Below are 18,262 nucleotides of genomic sequence, written 5' to 3' on the forward strand. Positions count from 1 at the left end.
CATAACAAATTGGGTATGGAAAACTACGGATTTACGTTTACCTGAAATCGATTGTAATTCAACTGGAGAACGGTTCCTTCATTAAGGGTATATACTGGCTGCGGGGTACGGTAACGGTCATACGAAATTTAGCACGATAGTACTAGTCTAATAAAACGATTGAAATATTTAACAATATTGCCTTTCACGCGTACGGCATCTTGTAATCAGCCACAGGCAATAGCTCCATAGCTTCACCCGGCTAAAATGCCGGATTTCACTACTGCTTATGGGTATAAAAACTTAGTACCCTCCGTATCATTTTTATATTTAAAGAGATATAAGGAGCTTCGATTGATATCAGTTCGCTAACGGGTGTGAGGCGTAACTGTCGGGTGTTTACTGTAGCATTAAAAGCGTATTAAAAAGCGTAAAAGAGGATAAATTACTACACACATGTTAAAACAAAATTTTCTATATTTGGGAACCGTAGGAATTTTGAGAAAAATACAATTAAAACCAAAATCACAACAACGCGTTCGGAATGCATGGATCATGTGGCTTTTTCTCAATCTCACAATGATTATTTTATTTATTTCCCGATTAATAACTATAAAATACTGCGTGTGAAATTTCTATCCGCCAACTCCATATGGAGTATTCCCAAAGAAACAACAAAAATGATGATACCTCAAAAGAGACCAGTGTGTAAAGCCTGAATAATTCCTAGCGCGAAAATGAAACAACTTATTCTTCTAATCCTATTTTCTATTCTTACATTGTCGATGTTCCGAGCCCAGGCGGAACCAGCGCAGGATTCCATTCTCATTACCATTAAGAAAGGCACCTATACCCTTAAAGAAATTTTCAGCATCCTCACCAGGCATACGGGTAAGCAGGTAGCTTACGCCACCAATGTCCTGGATGATCAGCAGCGCGTAGTGCTGGCCAGACAACTAAAAGGCACAGCAAACGCTATTCTTGCAACGGTATTGCCCAGTGTAGTTAAATGGACGCTTTCCGACGATTATATCACGTTGTACCAGGATTTGCCCGGGCCATCAACCACCCAGTCCGGAAACGTTAGTTCCGGCATCACCACGGTGCGGGGCAGTGTGGTGGATACTGCAGGCAATCCTTTATTTCTGGCCACCATCAGGATTGTTGGTTCCACGGCAGGTTGTAAAAGCAGTGAATCCGGTCAGTTCAGCATCATGACACCGGAGCAGCACCCGGTATTACTGGTCAGCTATTATGGCTACGAAACCCGGCAGGTCAAGGTAGACAACCCCGACGACGTGCACATTGTGCTTACCCCTATCATGGCGGAGCTCAAGACGGTAAACGTATTATCCGATGGTTATCAGAAGATTTCACCGGAAAGGGCAACGGGTGCCTACACCGCCATTTCCACAGAGCTCTTCAACCGGAACCCCTCTTCCAGTATCCTCGAGCGACTGGACGGGATAGCCAGCGGCTTTGTCATCAACCGCAATCCGGACGGCAAAAACAACCAGCCATCTATTTCGATCAGGGGTCGTAGTACTATTTTCGCCAATGCGGAACCGCTGATCGTTGTAGACAATTTCCCATACAATGGCACACTTGATAATTTGAACCCGAATGATATTGAAAGTGTCACCATTCTAAAAGATGCTGCCGCCGCTTCCATCTGGGGAGCCCGCGCCGGCAATGGCGTCATTGTTATTACCACCAAGAAAGGCAGTAAAAAGGATAAACTGAAGCTGGAATTCAACAGCAACATCAGTATTTCAGAGAAACCCAACCTGTTCTATACCCCTCAGATGAGCGTGAAGGACTACATTGATGCGGAGAAGTTTCTGTTTAATACCGGGGCGTATTATCTATATATGGAGCAAAGTCCGGCTTACTTTGTTTCACCAGTAGTGGAATTGCTATATAAGAACAAGGACAAACAGATCAGTGATGCGGAATTGAACGATGCGTTAGACAAGATCTCCAAGGAAGATATCAGGGGAGATCTCAAGAAATATTATTATCAGTCAAGTGTAACACAACAGTATTCGTTATCGGCAAGTGGTGGTAATGCAGAAAATCAGTATTATTTATCGGTAGGATATAACAGGAACAAAGAATCCAATAAAAACTATAATACCAATGTTGCAAAATTTACCTTTAACGATAATTATTCCATTATCAAAGATAAACTATCAGTTTCTGGTGGCATGATGTACATGGAGAATCATGGTAAAGCTACATCCCCCTTTACACCACAGCTCCCCTATGGCAAACTAAAAAATGATGATGGCACCAATGCAATTGTTCCTGGTAATTGGCGGCAATCATATGTGGACACTATTGGTGGAGGTAGATTGTTAAACTGGAATTATGTTCCCTTAGATGAACAAAACATGCCCTACCTTACCACTAAAAATGTAGATTTATTATTAAATATTCGTGTACAGTATATTGTCTTGCCTAAGTTATCAGTAAATCTATATTACCAATATGGCAATGGCGCTACAACCACTCAAATATATAACAGTCCTAATTCTTACTATACCCGAAACCTTGTCAATAGCTATTCCTATTTTGATGCAAATGGCCAAACGATAAGACCAATTCCAACCGGCGGGATCCTCGATTATTTAAAATACGCCTATGAATCTAATAATATCAGAGGTGAAATTGCTTATGCTAATAACTTTGGAAAATTTGCTGTTAAAGGGATAGCTGGAGTAGAGCGTAGAAATCTGGATGCCCAGTTAAAACCAAATGATAGGCTATATGGCTATAATTCAGGCAATAGCACTTCCATTCCTGTCGACTTTACTAATTCTTATACTATATTACCTACCCCTTACCAAGAAACAAGGATTCCGAATAATGCGTTTGGTATCAGGGAAGAATCAACTTACGACAATAATTTATCCTATTATGGCCATTTGGGTCTATCCTACCTCAATAAGTATACATTTTCTTCTACTTTGAGGAGAGATGAATCCAATTTATTTGGTGTAAATACAAATAATAAAGGAGTACCACTATATGCATTAGGTTTTGCATGGAACCTTTCCAATGAAAAATTCTTTAATATATCCTGGGTTGATAGGTTGAACTTTAAATACTCCTATGGATATAGTGGAAACGTTGATAAAACAATCACAGCTTACACTACCGCAGCTAATACTGGATCTGTAAGCATTTTCGGCCAGCCGTCTTTATATATACTTAATCCCCCAAACGCCAACCTGCGTTGGGAGAAGATTGGCATGTCTAATTTAGGTGTAGAATTCAGTATTCTATCTAAAAGAATATCAGGCTCTTTTGACTACTTTAAGAAAAATGGCAAAGACCTGATCGGATATGGACCTTTAGCACCATCCACCGGGAACTCGACCTATAAAGGCAATGTTGCTAATATGAAGGGAGCTGGTTACGAAATTTCACTAAATACATTAATAATAAATCAGAAGTTCAAATGGAATAGCATTTTTCTGTTAAGTAAAGCTACCGACCGGGTTACGGAATATAAAGCTGAAGCTACTGCTGTCAATAATTACATGACACAACTAGGCATTAATCCATTGGTAGGAAAACCTGTTTATTCCATATTCAGCTATAAATGGGCAGGGCTAAATCCTGAAACGGGTGACCCACAGGGGATCGTTAATGGTAAACCATCTACAGATTATGCAGCAATTACAGGCACAAAAGACCTATCCACATTAGTATATAATGGACCTGCCAATCCAGTTTACATAGCCAGTATAAGAAATGAATTTAGTTATAAGAATGTGGAATTATCCTTCCTAATCACTGGAAAATTTCTATACTTCTTCAGAAGAACATCAGTAAATTACTCAACTATGTTAACTGCTGATCAGAGAATTAGTCCTTACAACCCTGACTACAGCCTAAGATGGCAGAAACCTGGCGATGAAAAAAACACCAATGTGCCAAGTCAAACCTATCCCAAAAGTGACGCAAGATCAGCACTCTACCAGTATAGTGAGATACTGGTGGAACCAGGAGACCATATCCGTTTTCAAGATATTAACCTCTCCTATTCCATCCAACCTAAATCCAGCAAATTAAAAGTCATAAAAGTATATACCTATATCAATAATATAGGTATTCTTTATAAAAAAACGCATTATAATATTGATCCTGATTATGTTCCAGGGAATTATTTACGAATACCACCAATTAGAACATACAATATTGGTGTAAAAGTATTTCTCTAAATAGTTTATGATGAAAGTTTTTAAATTATTACTTCTACCAATAGCATTAATGGTAATAGTCAGTGGTTGCAAAAAGGATTTTCTCAATAAAAAATCTAACAATAACCTGATCATACCAGAAACACTAACTGATTTTGATCTGATACTTAATGACGTTGGATCCGCTTTCTGCAATTTCCCTGATATGGGAGAACTATCCTCAGACGACTACTATATTAAAGATGCTATTTACAATTCATTGCCCATCCTTAAAACCAGAAACTGTTATATCTGGGCTCCAGATATATATCAGGGGGATACGCAGATATTTGATTGGGACTATCCCTACAAACAAATCTTCTATTGCAATATCATTATTGAAGGAATAAAGAAAATCACCGTTACAAACAATAATAAAGTACAATGGCATAAAATATTAGGAAGTGCTTATTTTCTTAGAGCCTATGCATTACACAATCTGGCCACTGTATTTTGCACTGTTTATGATAGTAGTACTGCAGCTAAAATAATGGGATTGCCATTACGCTTATCTCCCGATGTTAATGATACCGTGTTACGATCTAATTTACAAGATACTTACCAGCAAATAATTTCAGATTTAGAGGCTGCAGAAATAAATCTTACTGTTCCATTTGATATTACTCAACCTAACAGACCAGGTATAGAATCACTATATTCATTGGCTGCAAGAGTATATCTATATATTGGGGACTATACAAAAGCATTGAAATACTCAAAGGCATGTCTGGATCTGAAATCAGTATTACTTGACTATTCCGTATGGGACACCACTGCGTTGAAGCCATTTCCAGTAATCCCAGGCAGTAACAATCCAGAGATTTTATATTATGATAAGTTTGGTTATGGTAGTTGGTTTACTATACTAAGCACAGGTCTACTGGTCGATACGACTCTTTATAATACTTATAACAGCAATGATTGTAGGAAGACGCTTTTCTTTAGGAACCTTGGAGGTAATGATTATGGCCCTAAAGGAGGTTATCTAGGTTTAGGAAACTTTTTTACCGGATTGTCAATATCAGAAACACTCTTAATTTACGCTGAATCAGCAGCAAGATTACAGGATTTGCCTACAGCAAAAGCTGCCATCATTAAGCTGATGCAGTCCCGATGGAAACGAAATAAAAATACTGGTCAAAGTCTATATAAAATTCCGGATTTCAACAATGGTCAAGATCTCTTAGCATATATTCTTATAGAAAGAAGGAAGGAAATGGTATTCAAAGGGACTAGATTCAGTGATATCAAACGATTAAATCGGGATAGTGCAAATATTGTCCTTACGAGAATTACCAATGGCTTTACTTATACCCTCCTACCTAACGATAAAAAATATGCACTCCCAATACCTCCTGATGAAATAAACTTGTCAGGCATTCCACAAAATGACAGATGACAGCAGTTAAATTTCTGCCATCATCTTATCTATTTGTTGGTAATCCACATTAAAGTACAGCATAAGACCCACTACAAGGAACATAAACTCCACTTGCGTTCTTTACATAACGACAAATATTAGTTGGTGAAGCAAGGCAGGTGTAGCTAATAGAATACGTACCACTTATAAGATAAACATTCGGATCTTTTTGCCCGGTAGGATCGTTATAATATCCAGGCACAGGTTGAGTACATACTGTATCATCAGCATATCTAAATGCGAAGATACCGGCAATCATGAGCGCAGCAAGGAACAGCTTAATCTTGAGTTTTTTCATGGATTAAGATTTTGGTTTAGTTAAAATATTGGTAATTAAGAGATAAAAACAAGATTAATGAAGTTGATAACACATAGGATTCCCTGCGCAAGCATGGCGGTACTTGCAATTAACGTGTTTCAGCTGCATTGTCCGGGTGTAAAGTGCACGACTTTCCCATTTCTCATACCGAGATCAATGCGTGTGAATACCATTAAGATCGAAGGAATTAAATTGGATAAGGGGAACGCTAGCAAAGCTATGGATAAAAGTTGGTAACTCAAAGGGGCTAACGGACAACAGACAAAGAAAAGTATGATTAGATAATTCAGGCAACGGTAACTTTGTCGGCCCTGTTTGATTTGTAGAAAAGGAAGATTGCAATGAAGCCGAGAAGAGATAGGGTAAGATTGAACCAGAAATGTTGTGGCCAGTCAAGTGCGGCAATAAGGCCACCACAACTGCATGGTACTTTAAAATTGTTTCTTCCGAACCAGATTATTCCTACATATACCGTAAATACTGACATCAGCAGGGTACTACCCCAAAGTCCGATTTTACGGGTACTGCCAAGAAAAACCAATACGCATAAACTCAATTCCAGTAAGGGAATAAACCACGACATAAAACCAGCAAAGCGCGTGTCGAAAGGCTGATTGAACATCTGACGGTAAGTCTGCTCATGGTTTAGTAGCTTCGTAAGTCCTGCATAGAAAAATACCAACACGTACAAGAAGATAATGGATTCAATCAATACGCGATTTAACTTCATTGTGATTAAAGTGTGAATAGTGACGAGTGCTTGGTCGACTTAAATCCTAAATACAATTGAAAGTTCTGGAAATTTACTATTTTTGATCCCACGTTTACTTTATCAGATTCGATAGATATAAAGGTATTGGTCACAATCAAAAAAAGGCATTCACATTATTGTCACTGTATTTACTATCAAAGTATAAGGTACATGTCAATCTGAAAATATCATTCTCGATTTGAAAGCTGAATGTGCGTTCAAGTATATTTACGGTCAACAGGTACTTGTCGGATTTCGCCTTTTTTGAAAAATTCGTGTTATTTTTTAAACTATAACTTTTTTCTATCTTACCTGATTTACATTTGCATAACAAAAACTAACAAATAGCAATTAACTGCTGCTTACAGTATCTCCCCCACCATCTTCCCTTAATTGCCATTCTCATTTTGATAATCAAATTATCTTGTTGCGCCCGCTTAACCGTTATTAATAAAGGCTTTTACCTATTCCATCATTTCTTCTGTAATTATTGATCTTCCTTCTTTAAATAGCTGCCGCTAAATCACCACACCTGTACATACCATATTCATACCGCATACATGCCGCAACCCAGTCGATGCGCGTATGGCAAAAGTGACGTACGGATATGCAGGACCGTTATTTCCCGTCCTTAATAAAGTTGTTTTTAAAATAATTGATAAAAAAGCAGTACCCCACCGGGGTGATTCCTGTTATTATTTTAATACCGGTAGTATTTTTTTTGTAGAAAATATTGTAGCTTACAGTATAGATTAAGCTGTTACCGGAAGAAGGAATATCAACCGATATATTCTCAGAAGCGGAAAGACAAGAACGGGTGGAAGGAATGTAGACCTGAAAATATTGGCCCTGAAGAACAATGCACTCTTAAACTACCACCCTTGAAAACCATACGAAACGTATATACTCATCAATTCAATAGTGCTATAGCGCACCTTACAGCTTGTGAAGCTGACATTCAAGACTGGCATTTAATCACCGGAACAAACAGCTGTTCGCGAAGCGTTCTAGTATGTAACATTCAAACCGTTGCATCTTAAAATGGACAACAACGTCGCAAATTTACGAGGCCTGATCATTAGAAAGTATCTGCACCAATTAGGAACCGCAGATGCGATCCGCCTGCACAATGCAATCGAGGAATCCTACCAGGTCCGGAAAATGGATGCTGCATTCAAAGAGTTCATCCTGACCGAGAAAACCAAAAAGCGTATCCCCTACGACCAGATCGATCATCTGTTCGTGGCATACCTGGACCAGAAACAAAAGGAAACCCGTGCACAAGTGACAAGGATCGGCGTAGCCGCCAGTATTGCTATTGTTGTCGCCTGTACAACCATAGGCGTCATGCAAAACCGCAAAACAACGGTCAGCAAGGCATTGGCTAAAAATTCCATCGTCATCACCGATGTAAACGGCAACCAGTTTGCCTTCAGAGGTGATACCACCCTTTCTGTAAAAGGTGGCAGCTATGTAATTGCCGATAATACGCTCGATCTCACCGCCACTCCCCTCGCCTGTCTCAAAAGCATTAAAGTGCCCAATCAGCTGACCTTCAACGTGGTCCTCCCTGATGGCTCCTCCGTGCAAATGAACTCCGGCAGCGAAATCACCTTAAACGACAACTTCTCCAAACTACGTACCGTAGACTATAACGGTGAAGGCTACTTTAAGATCGCTAAAAATGACAAGGCTCCTTTCCGCGTCACCACCAGGAACGCTGAAGTACAGGTATTAGGCACATCGTTTAATGTCAACACCTACCACGCCAATCCGGTTGTATCCCTGATTACCGGCGCTATCAAGGTGCAAAGCAGCAACGAAGCCCATACCCTCCAGCCAGGTACACAGTCCGTCGTACTCGCAGACGGTACCCAGCAACTACAGGCCTCCGACAACGAAGATGTTATCTCCTGGACCAATGGTATCGTCAAATTCCAGGATGCACCGCTCTCTGATATCATTGAACAGGTGACCAACTGGTACGACTTCGACCTGCAGGTGGCCGACAATGCAAAAAACCTGAAATTAACTACATCCGTAAATAAGAATGTTCCACTAATTTCGTTTATTAATATGCTCAAAAATACCCAGCAGCTCGATTATACGCAGGTGGGTAATACCATAAAGATCTATAAGAAGTAAAACCTTTGAAAATGTCCACAGGGCTCACTGAAGAAGAAGCTAAGTTTGTATCGCAGTTAAAAGCAGGGAACCAACGTGCATGGGAAACATTTTATATGAGCTTCCGTGACAACCTCATCCTCGATGTATATGATCGGGAACCTGGCGGGACTTCTGCCAGCGTCCAATCATTCTTTATCAGGTTTCTGACGCAGGAACAATACAAAACACTCTCCGGCGAATCCCTCACAGGCATTAAAGAAGAAATAAAAATCCTATTGCTGCATTATATCCAACAAGATACAACCGCAGACACTACCAGCTGATTATCAATCGGTAACCGGCTATTATCTTCCAAAAAATTTAAGACAAAGAAAGCATTTTCTCCTTTTCCGGCCTACCGGAACAGCAGCCAGGCAATGGCTGTTTTTCTATAAAGGAATGTGGGAAATATCAGGAAACTACGCCCTGTTCATCGGCGGGTAAAAAAGAAAAAGGCAGGACTAAAAAGACCTGCCCGAAGCTCTATACTCATCATTTCATTCACATGGGATCCGTTGTGATCTTCATAGTTAGGGCCAAAAACCCAAACTAAATAACCTGTCGGACTTCTGTTACGGCACATTAGCTACTTGTACCCAACTTCAGTATTCCGGTTAAAGAGTATTGGAATGACTTGCATTCGAACACGCACATTTATGACTTAATTCTATTGTTTCTAACCTGTTTGCCAGAAAAAGCATCCTAAAATGCAACCCCCGACATTAGTAGTACACGGCTCAAAGAAAAAAGGGTAACGTTGCTGTACTTTTTTTTGAAAAATTTTTCCGGCAACCTCTTTCCCGTCCGTTTGCTGCAAAATTGCAGCGGCTATTAGTAGTACACGGCTAAAAAAGAAAAGGGTAATGTTGCTTCACTTTTTTTTGAAAAAATTTTCTGCAACCTATCCTACCCCTCCTTACTGCAATAAAACAGCAGCGTGCATTAGTAGTACACGGCTAAAAACAAAAAGGGTAATGTGATGCTAAAGATTTTTGAAGATGTAGACGTAGATGACTAACAGCGTGATAATTAAGCAGATGATAATCCACACATAGTGGAGTGCTTTATGCCTTTTTTCGGCTTTCAGGGCTTTCTGAATTTCATTCCAGCCCTTGATACGGGATTCAGGAGAAAAGTAACCGGTATTTTCATTCAGGGCATCTATCTGTTGAATATCTTCCCATAAGCGGGCAACTTCCGGTTCTGTACTGATACGGTGATCCAATGCACGATCCTCCTCTTCTGATAAGAAGCCAGCTATTTTCAGTAAAAGTAATTCCTTTAGGTTCTCTCTGTCAGGATTAGGATTCATCATTAGCAAGATGAAGTTTTATGAACTTTACTGCCTTCTTTAAAGAGAATTTTACTGTATTGATATTCATTTGGAAAGCTACAGCAATCTGATCATACCTGTTTTTCTCGAGATGGGCCATATAAATTGTACGTAACTTCTCGGGAAGCTGCTCTACTGCGTTGTCAAATTTTGTATGAAACTCGGCTGCAAAATGCGGTATGTTGCGGGATCGCTCTAATTCAGCATATTCTTTAAGGTAGTGGTGTTCCGTTTTTTTATCTCGTAAATAATTCTGTGCCCGCTGTTTGCACATCATCAGCAATAATGCTGTTATAGAATTACTATCCTTGTAATATTGTTTGGTAAATAGTTCAATGAAAACGTTCTGGACGATGTCATGCGCTTCCTCCTGATTGTCTATAATAGAGACAACAACATTCAGCGACATCCTGTAATATGTCGTGTATAATTCTTTATACACCGCTTCCAGGTTGTGCCCGGCTTTAAGCGCTGTGAGTATTTCGCTATCGGTAGATGGCACTTTGAGTATCCTTTGAATGTAAAGCAATATAAATTAAAATCTTTAGCCGCCAAACTTTTTGCCTAAAAATAACCCTCAGCAGAAGCGTAATTTTTCATCAGCTTTTTCAATGCCGGCGACCCGTTCGAAGCAATGCCATGGCAGCAGTACTTCTATATACAGAAGCAAAAAATCCGGAAATAATACTTTTATCCTATTATTTCCGGATCCGCACTGCAATATTATTTCACCTCCTCAATATCTCCCGGTTTCCAGCTACCATTAAAGGCGGCTTCGCCAGGCCCATACACCCGGATGTAGGCAAACCAGCCTTTTCCAGGGATCGTTTTGATCCATTGCTTCTCTTTTCCTGCAGGCGCCTGTGGGCCAAAGTAAAGGTCTACGGATGCATCTTTGGCCATATCCTTCAGCTCAAACATGGAACGCAAAGCTGCATAGCCCTGGTCTGTCTTAATCTGGCTGCGGGTTTCCGCATCATAAATCGTTACTGACCAGAACAAACCGGCAGGAACAGGTTGTGGTACGGTCAACTTATAATTTTTTCCGCCATCAACATATGCACCGGATTTCTCCCGGAGTCCCAGCCAATACAAAGAGCCAAAACCGGCTTTTCTTCTAAACATCGCCGGCGATGCACCAATGGCCTGGTAAAACCATACTTCCCTGGCATCGAGGTCTACATAGGAAGGGGCATCAAAATCTCCATTCTCTGGCCGCAGGCCTATCCATTCCCACTGCCGGTCTTTCCATACCACTTTATCTGGCCGCCTGTCTGCAAACGACTGTACACGCATCTGCGCATTACCAATCTTTGCTGCCTTCTCCAGGATCCCCTTCATACGTGCATCAGGGTTAAAAGACTGCCCCTTGATAATACCCAATACTGCCAGGTCACCATAATTATTCCGGTAGCCTTCAAATACCGGTTCACGGTCAATGATCTTTTTCAGCATCTCCCAGTATTTGAAACTGGTTTCGTATTCCAGCGGCGTAGTATTCTGTGGTTTGCCGGTAAGGTCCAGAAAGGTAACAGACTTCGCTGATGCCGGATTATTGAGGGGATAAAATTTTACCGTTTTTATTTTCTCCAGGGCTGCCGCTACATCGCCACCAACAGGAAGGGAACGTATTCCTACCGTAAGGTTATTACTGGAAGACTTCCAGACATGGTATCCGGCAGGAACGGTGCCTTTATAATCCGGTGGCAGTATCAGGTGCTTGCCACCTTTTCCTTCATCAGGGCCCGGAATACCCATATCGGCGACCCAACGCTGATTCACGTCCATAGCCACCACAATCAATGGCCCAGGTGGAATCTCAATAACGAATGGCCCATCCGAGAGATCTACCAGCAAAGGACCATAAGGCGTGTCTGAGTTGAGCGTAAACCCAATCTGCTCCGGCTTTGTATCCAGGGTACCGGAAACCACATTTGGCTTGATTCCCAATACCAGATTTCCTTGCAGAATAGCATCTCCTGAAACAGTGGGATAGAAAAACTTGTAGGCCTGCACCGCCCGCATCAGGTCCGCATCGTCATAAGCTTTCACAATAGTGGCATCTGTAGGATACCCACCCTTAAACTCATAACCTTCAGCACCGGCAACAACAGCGCTATCTCCTTTTCCGGTTTTCGTAGGCGCGGCACTGTTACAGGCCGCCATTATAAAAACAGGTAATAACGGCAGAATGGTTTTCTTCATAACAAAACTTTAGAAGTTGATAAGGTCTTTGAAGATGCTAATCATGCCTATACGAAGTGGAATGCCCGTAATGTGGAGCCAGTGTAGTTAACACCGGGAAATTCAGATTTGTTTCAGATTCTCCCCCTGTAATTATTCCCGATACGATTAATCTTTCTATACACCCCGAACTATCTTTGCGCCGGATCTATCACCTATATTTTTCCGTAAATGAAACATCAGATAATAGCAATGGCTGCTTTGCTGACCTGCGGCAGTTTTGCAGGCAAGGCACAGGACAACGGCGGACGAAAAGCAATCACCGACACTACCAGCCAGCTAAACGAAGTAATAGTAACTGCCAGCAGGGTAGCGGAAAGTATCAACGAGGTACCCTCTTCCGTAAATCTTATCGGCGCCAAGGAATTAAACAGGCAATCACAGATAAATACCAACCTTCCCTACATCCTGATGCAAAAGGTTCCGGGGATGTCGGCCAGCGAGGAAGGCCAGAACAACTTCATCGGAAAGCTCCGTGGCCGCAATTTCCTGGTGCTGATAGATGGCGTGCCACAGTCGACACCGTTACGCAACGGTGGCCGCGACCTCCGTACCATCGATGTCAGCGCCATCGATCATATTGAAGTCATCAACGGGGCATCCTCCATGTATGGCAACGGCGCCGCTGGTGGTATCATCAACTACATCACCAAAAAGAGCGTGCAAAACCGCCCCTTCAGCTCATCTACCTACCTCAGCAACAGTCTGAATCTGGCAAAACCTGACGGTACCTACGGCTATAATATCTCGCAGGTATTCAGTGGCAGGTCAAACAAATTCGATTACCTGGTACAGGGAAAAATCGCTAATACAGGGGTTGTAAGGTCTTCAGATGGTGAGGTTGTCAGCCCGTTCTATGGCCTGGGCGAAACCCGCACCTACAACGCACTGGTCAAACTGGGCTATGATATCGCCCCAAAACACCGCATCGATGTCATGGGGAATTATTTCAACAGCATCCAGGACAGTAAATATATCGGTACCAAAGGTAACTATGGCGTTTCGCCTGCCATCGGAGTTCCGGGTGATACAAACATATTGGGAGGCACGCCCTACAACAAAACGCTCAGTGTCAAATATACCGGCTCCTACGGCAGAACAGATGCCAATGCGACCCTTTACTATGATGACATCAATTCCGTGTTTGAAGCCTATAACCAGGTATACTCCCACCATACCGGCGCCAGGATCAACTTCAACACACCTTTCCAGGCAGGACGACATAATAGTCTGCAGCTGATCTACGGACTGGATGTACTGAAAGACTATACCGTTCAGAAGGATATGGCCGAAAAGCTGGTAACGCCGGAAATGAACCTGATCAGCATGGCGCCTTATGTGCAAGGCAAGCTGGTTATCCACCACGACTGGATCTTCAAAGCTGGTATGCGCTATGAAAATATGCTGTTCAAAGTGGGTGAGCTGACCAAAAACAATAAAGTAACACCAGCCGCCAATAATACCTATGATGCCGTCGTATTCAATGCCGGCTTCCGTTATAACAAACTGAAACTGCTACAGCCCTATTTTAGTTTCTCACAGGGATTTTCTGTGGGCGATGTAGGACTGATACTGCGTAACGGCGTTTCGCTGAATGCCATGGACGTTTCACCGGTGAAGGTCAACAACTACGAATTGGGCTTTAATGGCAACGCCGGCAAATTCAACTATGAGGTCAGCGGCTATTACAGCACTACACCGAAAGGACTCACCTTTGCAGAAACAGGCACGCCGGGAAACTATACTTTGTCTGCCGTACCGCAACGCATATACGGTATTGAGGCTATCTTAGGCCTGCAGGCTACCTCCTGGCTGCACCTGGGTTCATCCGTCAGCTATATGGACGGACGTGAAGACCCGAAGAATAACGGCAGCTACGATACCAAACCGGACAACTCCGTCATCAGTCCATTCAAAATCACTGGTAACGCGGGCTTTAAAGTCACCAAAAGCTGGGACCTCATGGTACAAATGGTTCACCTGGGTGCCAGGGACGTGTTTTCGAAAGAACAATATAATTATGGTAAATATCCTATTACCGGCTATACGCTGTTCGACCTGCTGACATCCTATAAACTCAAACAGGTTACGATCAACTTCGCGGTCAATAATCTCTTTAATGCCAGCTATTACCCTATCCATTCCGAAGTACGCGGGGCAACTACCGAAGGCCGCTACTATGTGAAAGGCTCCGGGGCAAATGCAACACTCGGCGTTACGATCAATCTCTAATCTTAAAACTGTGCTGAAAACAGGGTATGTCCGTAAGGGCATACCCTGTTTTTTATTTTATGCAGATGATTGTCATTATCTTCCTACCATAAATTTTAATTGTATGCATATTTATAGATTCCTGTTGCTCAACCTGATTCTTATGATGACTACCCTCATTTCCTCCGGGCAGGCCCATGCCCAACAGCCGGCGCCCTATTACCGTATAGCGGAGATCGTAGTCGATTCAACGCAACTGACCGCGTACAACGCCGCGCTGAAAGAACAAATGAACACCGCCATCAGACTGGAACCCGGCGTACTGGCCTATACGGCGCTGGCAGATAAATCCAACCCGGCACATATCACTATTTTCGAAACGTATGCCAGCATAGCAGCTTACCAGGCGCATATCCAGACAGCCCACTTCAAAAAATACAAGGCCGCCGTGGAAGGCATGGTACAGTCGCTCACCCTCCGGGATATGAACGCCATCGGCATCGTGTCTAAATGATGTTGTTTGATTAGTTAACTTTTTGGTTTGATTCCTGTTAGGAAATGGATATAGGGCCTTCTTAATTTTGCTACCATTAAAACCGACAACCATGCATACAGATCAGCTATTTCCCAGGGGCGACAAAGCGCCTGCGAATTATTTCACCGGCGATGTTTCCGTAAATATCCTGGTACCAAAAGATGAAACCGGCACCTATGCCATTGGCGACGTGCAGTTTGAACCGGGATGCAGGACCAACTGGCATACACATCCGGCCGGACAGATACTGCTGGTTACCGAAGGCAACGGCTATTACCAGGAAAAAGGCCAGCCGGCAAGGATTATCAGAAAAGGTGATGTAGTGGTGATTCCGAACGGGGTAGTACATTGGCATGGCGCTTCGGCCAACAGCCACCTGACACATATTGCCATCACAAATTTTAAAGACGGCGTCAATGCTGCCTGGCTGGAACCGGTATCGGAAGAGGATTACAATAGTCTGCCAAAAGTATAAAAGGCAAGTAGTTGTCATGCAGACACTACGTATATGCCAATACGTAGTGTCTCCGTAGTTTTAGAAGTTACAGTGGCACACCCGTATAGCTGATCGCATTGTGGTCCCAGATATAGATGGCGTTTTTACCGTTATTATGCTGCCCGACATACCAGTTTTTGTTTTCAATGGCATTCTTTAGCATAATAGGATAATCCGTTTTGCCGGTAGCCACCCACTGGCCACTTTTCTGCTCACCATAGGCTTCCCAGTAATAGGTACCATTACTGTTGATGTAAAGCGGTTTGGTGCGGGCATTGGCCTGTACAACCAACGTTCTGACACCAGCAGTAGTAACTTCATAAAAAGCATCTGTAACGCCCGTCTTCCATTTTCGAATAAAGAATTGCAGCGAGGCGGGACTGGTTACTTTCTGTTGAACAGTAGCAGGTTTCTTTTGCTCAGTACTCAGGTCCCTTCCGGTATAAGGCTTAATCTCCTTTGCCTGGTAAGGGGTTACCTGTCCATAGGTTGCTCCTGCGACCATTGTCGCGAGCATTAGCAGTTGCAGGTGTTTCATCATTTACTGATTTAGGGGTATAAAATGATAAAGGAAGTTAGGCAATTAATCTGCAAATGGGAAATGCTACAGCTGGGCCAATCGCTTTGATCATCTGCCTACAACAACTGCTGCTGGATCAGCTCCATAAAGGCAGGCCGGAACTTCTCACTCAGCGGGATGATTTGCCCCTGGATATACACCTGGTTGTCCTGGATCTTTTCTATAAAATTAGTATTGACGATATACGAATTATGGATACGCACAAATGGCGCGTCCAGCTGTGCGGCGATATCCTTCAGGCGCTTGTACACCAGCACCTCTCCTTTTGTACTGACGATTTTAACATATTCGCGGGTACCTTCAAAGTAGCAGAGTTCAGATAAACGAAGCTGCTGAATGGTTTTGCCGGATTTCACAAAAAAGGAATCATTGCTTTCTGTTGCTGCTGCTGTTTTAGGCAGATGTTTATCGGCGTAGTAGTTGTCCACCTTTTGTTTTGCCTGTAGAAAACGCGTAAGGGTGATAGGTTTCAGGAGATAATCCAGCGTTTCAAAATTGTAACTGACGGCGGCGTACTCGGTATAGGCGGTGGTAAAAATAATCTTCATGCCGGCAGGGAGCAGGCCTGCCAGCTCCATACCATTGAGACGTGGCATATTAATATCCAGGAAGATGATATCCGGCTGATGTACTTTTAATGCCGCCAGTGCTTCCAGGGCATTATAGCACTTGTCCAGCAGCTGCCAGTCTGTTGCCTGCTGAATATGCAGTTCGAGGAGATTAACTGCGTTGGGCTCATCATCTACAATTATGCATTTTAAACTCATACAGGAATAGATAAATAAGAAGTAAAGGATTCCGCTTCGCGGTCTGTTCTAAGAATAAAGTCTTTACCATATAGCAGGGATAAGCGTTTCCGCAAATTCTCTATACCGGAACCGCGTCCATTGGTATTTTCAGCATTTTCTCCGAACTGGTTATTGACCGTAGAAAACTCCAGCCGGCCATTTTCCTGTTGCAGGCGAATGATGATACGGTTATTCCTGCTGGTTTTATCGATACCATGTTTGAAAATATTTTCTACGAAAGTCATCAGCAGCATGGGTGGCAGGTGACAATCGGTTTCCATTTTACGGGAGAACTGCAGGTCGATGGTATGGCGGATGCGGATTAATTCCAGTGCCATATAATTTTCCAGGAAGTTGATTTCTGCAGATAGCAGCACTTTATCCTTATGGCTTTCATCCACAAAATAGCGCATGGTTTCGGAGAGCTGTTCTATCAGGTTGGCCGTCCGGGGCGATTCCATGTAGGCCTCATAGTAGAGGTTATTCAGGGTATTGAAAAGAAAATGCGGCTGTACCTGGGATTTAAGGAGGTTCAGCTCTGCCTGTGTGTTTTGTAACACCAATGCCGCTGCCGTTCTTCTGAGTTCGAAATAATCCAGCACAATGCGCCCCAGGAAGCTTAACATAAGCAACAATGGTACGCCGGCCATATACCGCAGGACGGCTTTATTACTCAAAGGCTCACGGGTAGCTGCAAACCAGGTATTATATACATAGCTGAGTCCATAAGCCCTGCCTAAACCAGCCACGATCAGGAACACCAATGTAACGATTACGTACGCAGCATATTTCTTTCGTTGGAATAACCGTGGGTACAACACACTCATATTACCATAGATGATCAGCGCGTAGAAGGCTGTATTGGCAGATGCAAAAACCAGGGCCTGTCCGAAACCATCTTCCGGCAGCATGGTGAACAGCATCATAATAAATATGACTATCCAGCAAATCCATTGCAACCGTGTGCTTGTTGTGTTTTCCCGTAAAAATTGCATGCTCCAAATTACAAAGGATTTCGATGGGATTTTCGCTTTAATAATAATTTCAATCAGTACAGGACTTTCTTCAGCAAAACAGCCCTTTTCTTCAATAGTGCGCAATTCCCCCAGCCATTGAAAATCAGCCGGCTGCTGTTGAAATCATTTTTTAAAGTTTTTGCGCTGATGGATTTTTGCAGTGTTAAATAACAACTC

At 42.6% G+C, this 18,262-nt stretch carries 15 protein-coding genes; 7 read left to right on the forward strand and 8 right to left on the reverse strand.

Annotated features, from left to right (window positions below):
- Nucleotides 1-764: 764 nt before the first annotated feature.
- Both F3J22_RS24540 and F3J22_RS24545 read left to right on the forward strand, forming a co-directional pair.
- The gene (locus F3J22_RS24540) at nt 765-4,208 is read left to right on the forward strand and encodes a SusC/RagA family TonB-linked outer membrane protein (protein WP_167020560.1); all 3,444 of its coding nucleotides are present in this window, start codon (nt 765-767) and stop codon (nt 4,206-4,208) included.
- 10 nt (nt 4,209-4,218) lie between these two features.
- Nucleotides 4,219-5,625: a RagB/SusD family nutrient uptake outer membrane protein gene (locus F3J22_RS24545; RefSeq protein ID WP_167020561.1), complete on the forward strand. Its 1,407-nt coding sequence runs from the start codon at nt 4,219-4,221 to the stop codon at nt 5,623-5,625.
- A gap of 49 nt (nt 5,626-5,674) precedes the next feature.
- Here F3J22_RS24545 and F3J22_RS24550 read toward each other — a convergent pair whose 3' ends face one another.
- Nucleotides 5,675-5,944: a hypothetical protein gene (locus tag F3J22_RS24550; RefSeq protein WP_167020562.1), complete on the reverse strand. Its 270-nt coding sequence runs from the start codon at nt 5,942-5,944 to the stop codon at nt 5,675-5,677.
- A gap of 307 nt (nt 5,945-6,251) precedes the next feature.
- Nucleotides 6,252-6,695 carry a MauE/DoxX family redox-associated membrane protein gene (locus tag F3J22_RS24555; protein WP_167020563.1) on the reverse strand — a complete coding sequence of 148 codons (444 nt, stop codon included), beginning with the start codon at nt 6,693-6,695 and terminating at the stop codon, nt 6,252-6,254.
- Between the two features lie 1,062 nt (nt 6,696-7,757).
- On the opposite strand from F3J22_RS24555, the gene F3J22_RS24560 reads away from it, so the two are divergent.
- Nucleotides 7,758-8,861, forward strand: a complete 1,104-nt coding sequence (locus tag F3J22_RS24560; protein WP_167020564.1) for a FecR family protein — start codon at nt 7,758-7,760, stop codon at nt 8,859-8,861.
- Between the two features lie 11 nt (nt 8,862-8,872).
- Nucleotides 8,873-9,166 carry a hypothetical protein gene (locus F3J22_RS24565; RefSeq protein ID WP_167020565.1) on the forward strand — a complete coding sequence of 98 codons (294 nt, stop codon included), beginning with the start codon at nt 8,873-8,875 and terminating at the stop codon, nt 9,164-9,166.
- Nucleotides 9,167-9,864: 698 nt separating this feature from the next.
- Here the strand turns inward: F3J22_RS24565 and F3J22_RS24570 are convergent.
- The 3 genes from F3J22_RS24570 to F3J22_RS24580 form a co-directional block, all read right to left on the reverse strand.
- Nucleotides 9,865-10,197: a hypothetical protein gene (locus F3J22_RS24570; protein ID WP_167020566.1), complete on the reverse strand. Its 333-nt coding sequence runs from the start codon at nt 10,195-10,197 to the stop codon at nt 9,865-9,867.
- Nucleotides 10,184-10,717 carry a sigma-70 family RNA polymerase sigma factor gene (locus F3J22_RS24575; protein WP_167020567.1) on the reverse strand — a complete coding sequence of 178 codons (534 nt, stop codon included), beginning with the start codon at nt 10,715-10,717 and terminating at the stop codon, nt 10,184-10,186. The genes F3J22_RS24570 and F3J22_RS24575 overlap by 14 nt, the downstream gene beginning before the upstream one ends.
- A 221-nt stretch (nt 10,718-10,938) precedes the next feature.
- The gene (locus F3J22_RS24580; RefSeq protein ID WP_167020568.1) at nt 10,939-12,420 is read right to left on the reverse strand and encodes a DUF1254 domain-containing protein; all 1,482 of its coding nucleotides are present in this window, start codon (nt 12,418-12,420) and stop codon (nt 10,939-10,941) included.
- A 210-nt stretch (nt 12,421-12,630) separates the two neighbouring features.
- Here F3J22_RS24580 and F3J22_RS24585 point away from each other — a divergent pair, with 210 nt between their 5' ends.
- The 3 genes from F3J22_RS24585 (at nt 12,631) to F3J22_RS24595 (ending at nt 15,680) form a co-directional block, all read left to right on the forward strand.
- Complete coding sequence (locus F3J22_RS24585) at nt 12,631-14,691, forward strand: TonB-dependent receptor (RefSeq protein ID WP_167020569.1); 2,061 nt, start codon at nt 12,631-12,633, stop codon at nt 14,689-14,691.
- 103 nt (nt 14,692-14,794) lie between these two features.
- Complete coding sequence (locus tag F3J22_RS24590; RefSeq protein WP_240155162.1) at nt 14,795-15,184, forward strand: putative quinol monooxygenase; 390 nt, start codon at nt 14,795-14,797, stop codon at nt 15,182-15,184.
- A gap of 91 nt (nt 15,185-15,275) precedes the next feature.
- Nucleotides 15,276-15,680 carry a cupin domain-containing protein gene (locus F3J22_RS24595; RefSeq protein ID WP_167020570.1) on the forward strand — a complete coding sequence of 135 codons (405 nt, stop codon included), beginning with the start codon at nt 15,276-15,278 and terminating at the stop codon, nt 15,678-15,680.
- 67 nt (nt 15,681-15,747) lie between these two features.
- Here the strand turns inward: F3J22_RS24595 and F3J22_RS24600 are convergent, their stop codons facing one another.
- From F3J22_RS24600 to F3J22_RS24610, 3 genes are all read right to left on the reverse strand, one after another.
- On the reverse strand, nt 15,748-16,239 hold the full coding sequence (locus tag F3J22_RS24600) for a hypothetical protein (RefSeq protein ID WP_167020571.1): 492 nt from the start codon (nt 16,237-16,239) through the stop codon (nt 15,748-15,750).
- A 98-nt stretch (nt 16,240-16,337) separates the two neighbouring features.
- Nucleotides 16,338-17,048 (reverse strand): LytTR family DNA-binding domain-containing protein, encoded by a 711-nt coding sequence (locus tag F3J22_RS24605; protein WP_167020572.1) that lies wholly within the window; start codon nt 17,046-17,048, stop codon nt 16,338-16,340.
- On the reverse strand, nt 17,045-17,995 hold the full coding sequence (locus F3J22_RS24610) for a sensor histidine kinase (protein ID WP_167020573.1): 951 nt from the start codon (nt 17,993-17,995) through the stop codon (nt 17,045-17,047). Before F3J22_RS24610 ends, F3J22_RS24605 begins: the two co-directional genes overlap by 4 nt.
- Nucleotides 17,996-18,262 lie beyond the last annotated feature (267 nt).

The organism is Chitinophaga sp. Cy-1792, from assembly GCF_011752935.1.
Classification (GTDB): domain Bacteria; phylum Bacteroidota; class Bacteroidia; order Chitinophagales; family Chitinophagaceae; genus Chitinophaga.

Bases quoted from the DNA above. Each gene is read 5' to 3' on its own strand.
- F3J22_RS24555 (WP_167020563.1), bottom strand. From the start codon at position 6,695: ATGAAGTTAAATCGCGTATTGATTGAATCCATTATCTTCTTGTACGTG.
- F3J22_RS24585 (WP_167020569.1), top strand. From the start codon at position 12,631: ATGAAACATCAGATAATAGCAATGGCTGCTTTGCTGACCTGCGGCAGT.
- F3J22_RS24595 (WP_167020570.1), top strand. From the start codon at position 15,276: ATGCATACAGATCAGCTATTTCCCAGGGGCGACAAAGCGCCTGCGAAT.
- F3J22_RS24565 (WP_167020565.1), top strand. From the start codon at position 8,873: ATGTCCACAGGGCTCACTGAAGAAGAAGCTAAGTTTGTATCGCAGTTA.
- F3J22_RS24540 (WP_167020560.1), top strand. From the start codon at position 765: ATGTTCCGAGCCCAGGCGGAACCAGCGCAGGATTCCATTCTCATTACC.
- F3J22_RS24570 (WP_167020566.1), bottom strand. From the start codon at position 10,197: ATGATGAATCCTAATCCTGACAGAGAGAACCTAAAGGAATTACTTTTA.
- F3J22_RS24600 (WP_167020571.1), bottom strand. From the start codon at position 16,239: ATGAAACACCTGCAACTGCTAATGCTCGCGACAATGGTCGCAGGAGCA.
- F3J22_RS24610 (WP_167020573.1), bottom strand. From the start codon at position 17,995: ATGATGCTGTTCACCATGCTGCCGGAAGATGGTTTCGGACAGGCCCTG.
- F3J22_RS24590 (WP_240155162.1), top strand. From the start codon at position 14,795: ATGCATATTTATAGATTCCTGTTGCTCAACCTGATTCTTATGATGACT.
- F3J22_RS24580 (WP_167020568.1), bottom strand. From the start codon at position 12,420: ATGAAGAAAACCATTCTGCCGTTATTACCTGTTTTTATAATGGCGGCC.
- F3J22_RS24550 (WP_167020562.1), bottom strand. From the start codon at position 5,944: ATGAAAAAACTCAAGATTAAGCTGTTCCTTGCTGCGCTCATGATTGCC.
- F3J22_RS24545 (WP_167020561.1), top strand. From the start codon at position 4,219: ATGAAAGTTTTTAAATTATTACTTCTACCAATAGCATTAATGGTAATA.
- F3J22_RS24560 (WP_167020564.1), top strand. From the start codon at position 7,758: ATGGACAACAACGTCGCAAATTTACGAGGCCTGATCATTAGAAAGTAT.
- F3J22_RS24605 (WP_167020572.1), bottom strand. From the start codon at position 17,048: ATGAGTTTAAAATGCATAATTGTAGATGATGAGCCCAACGCAGTTAAT.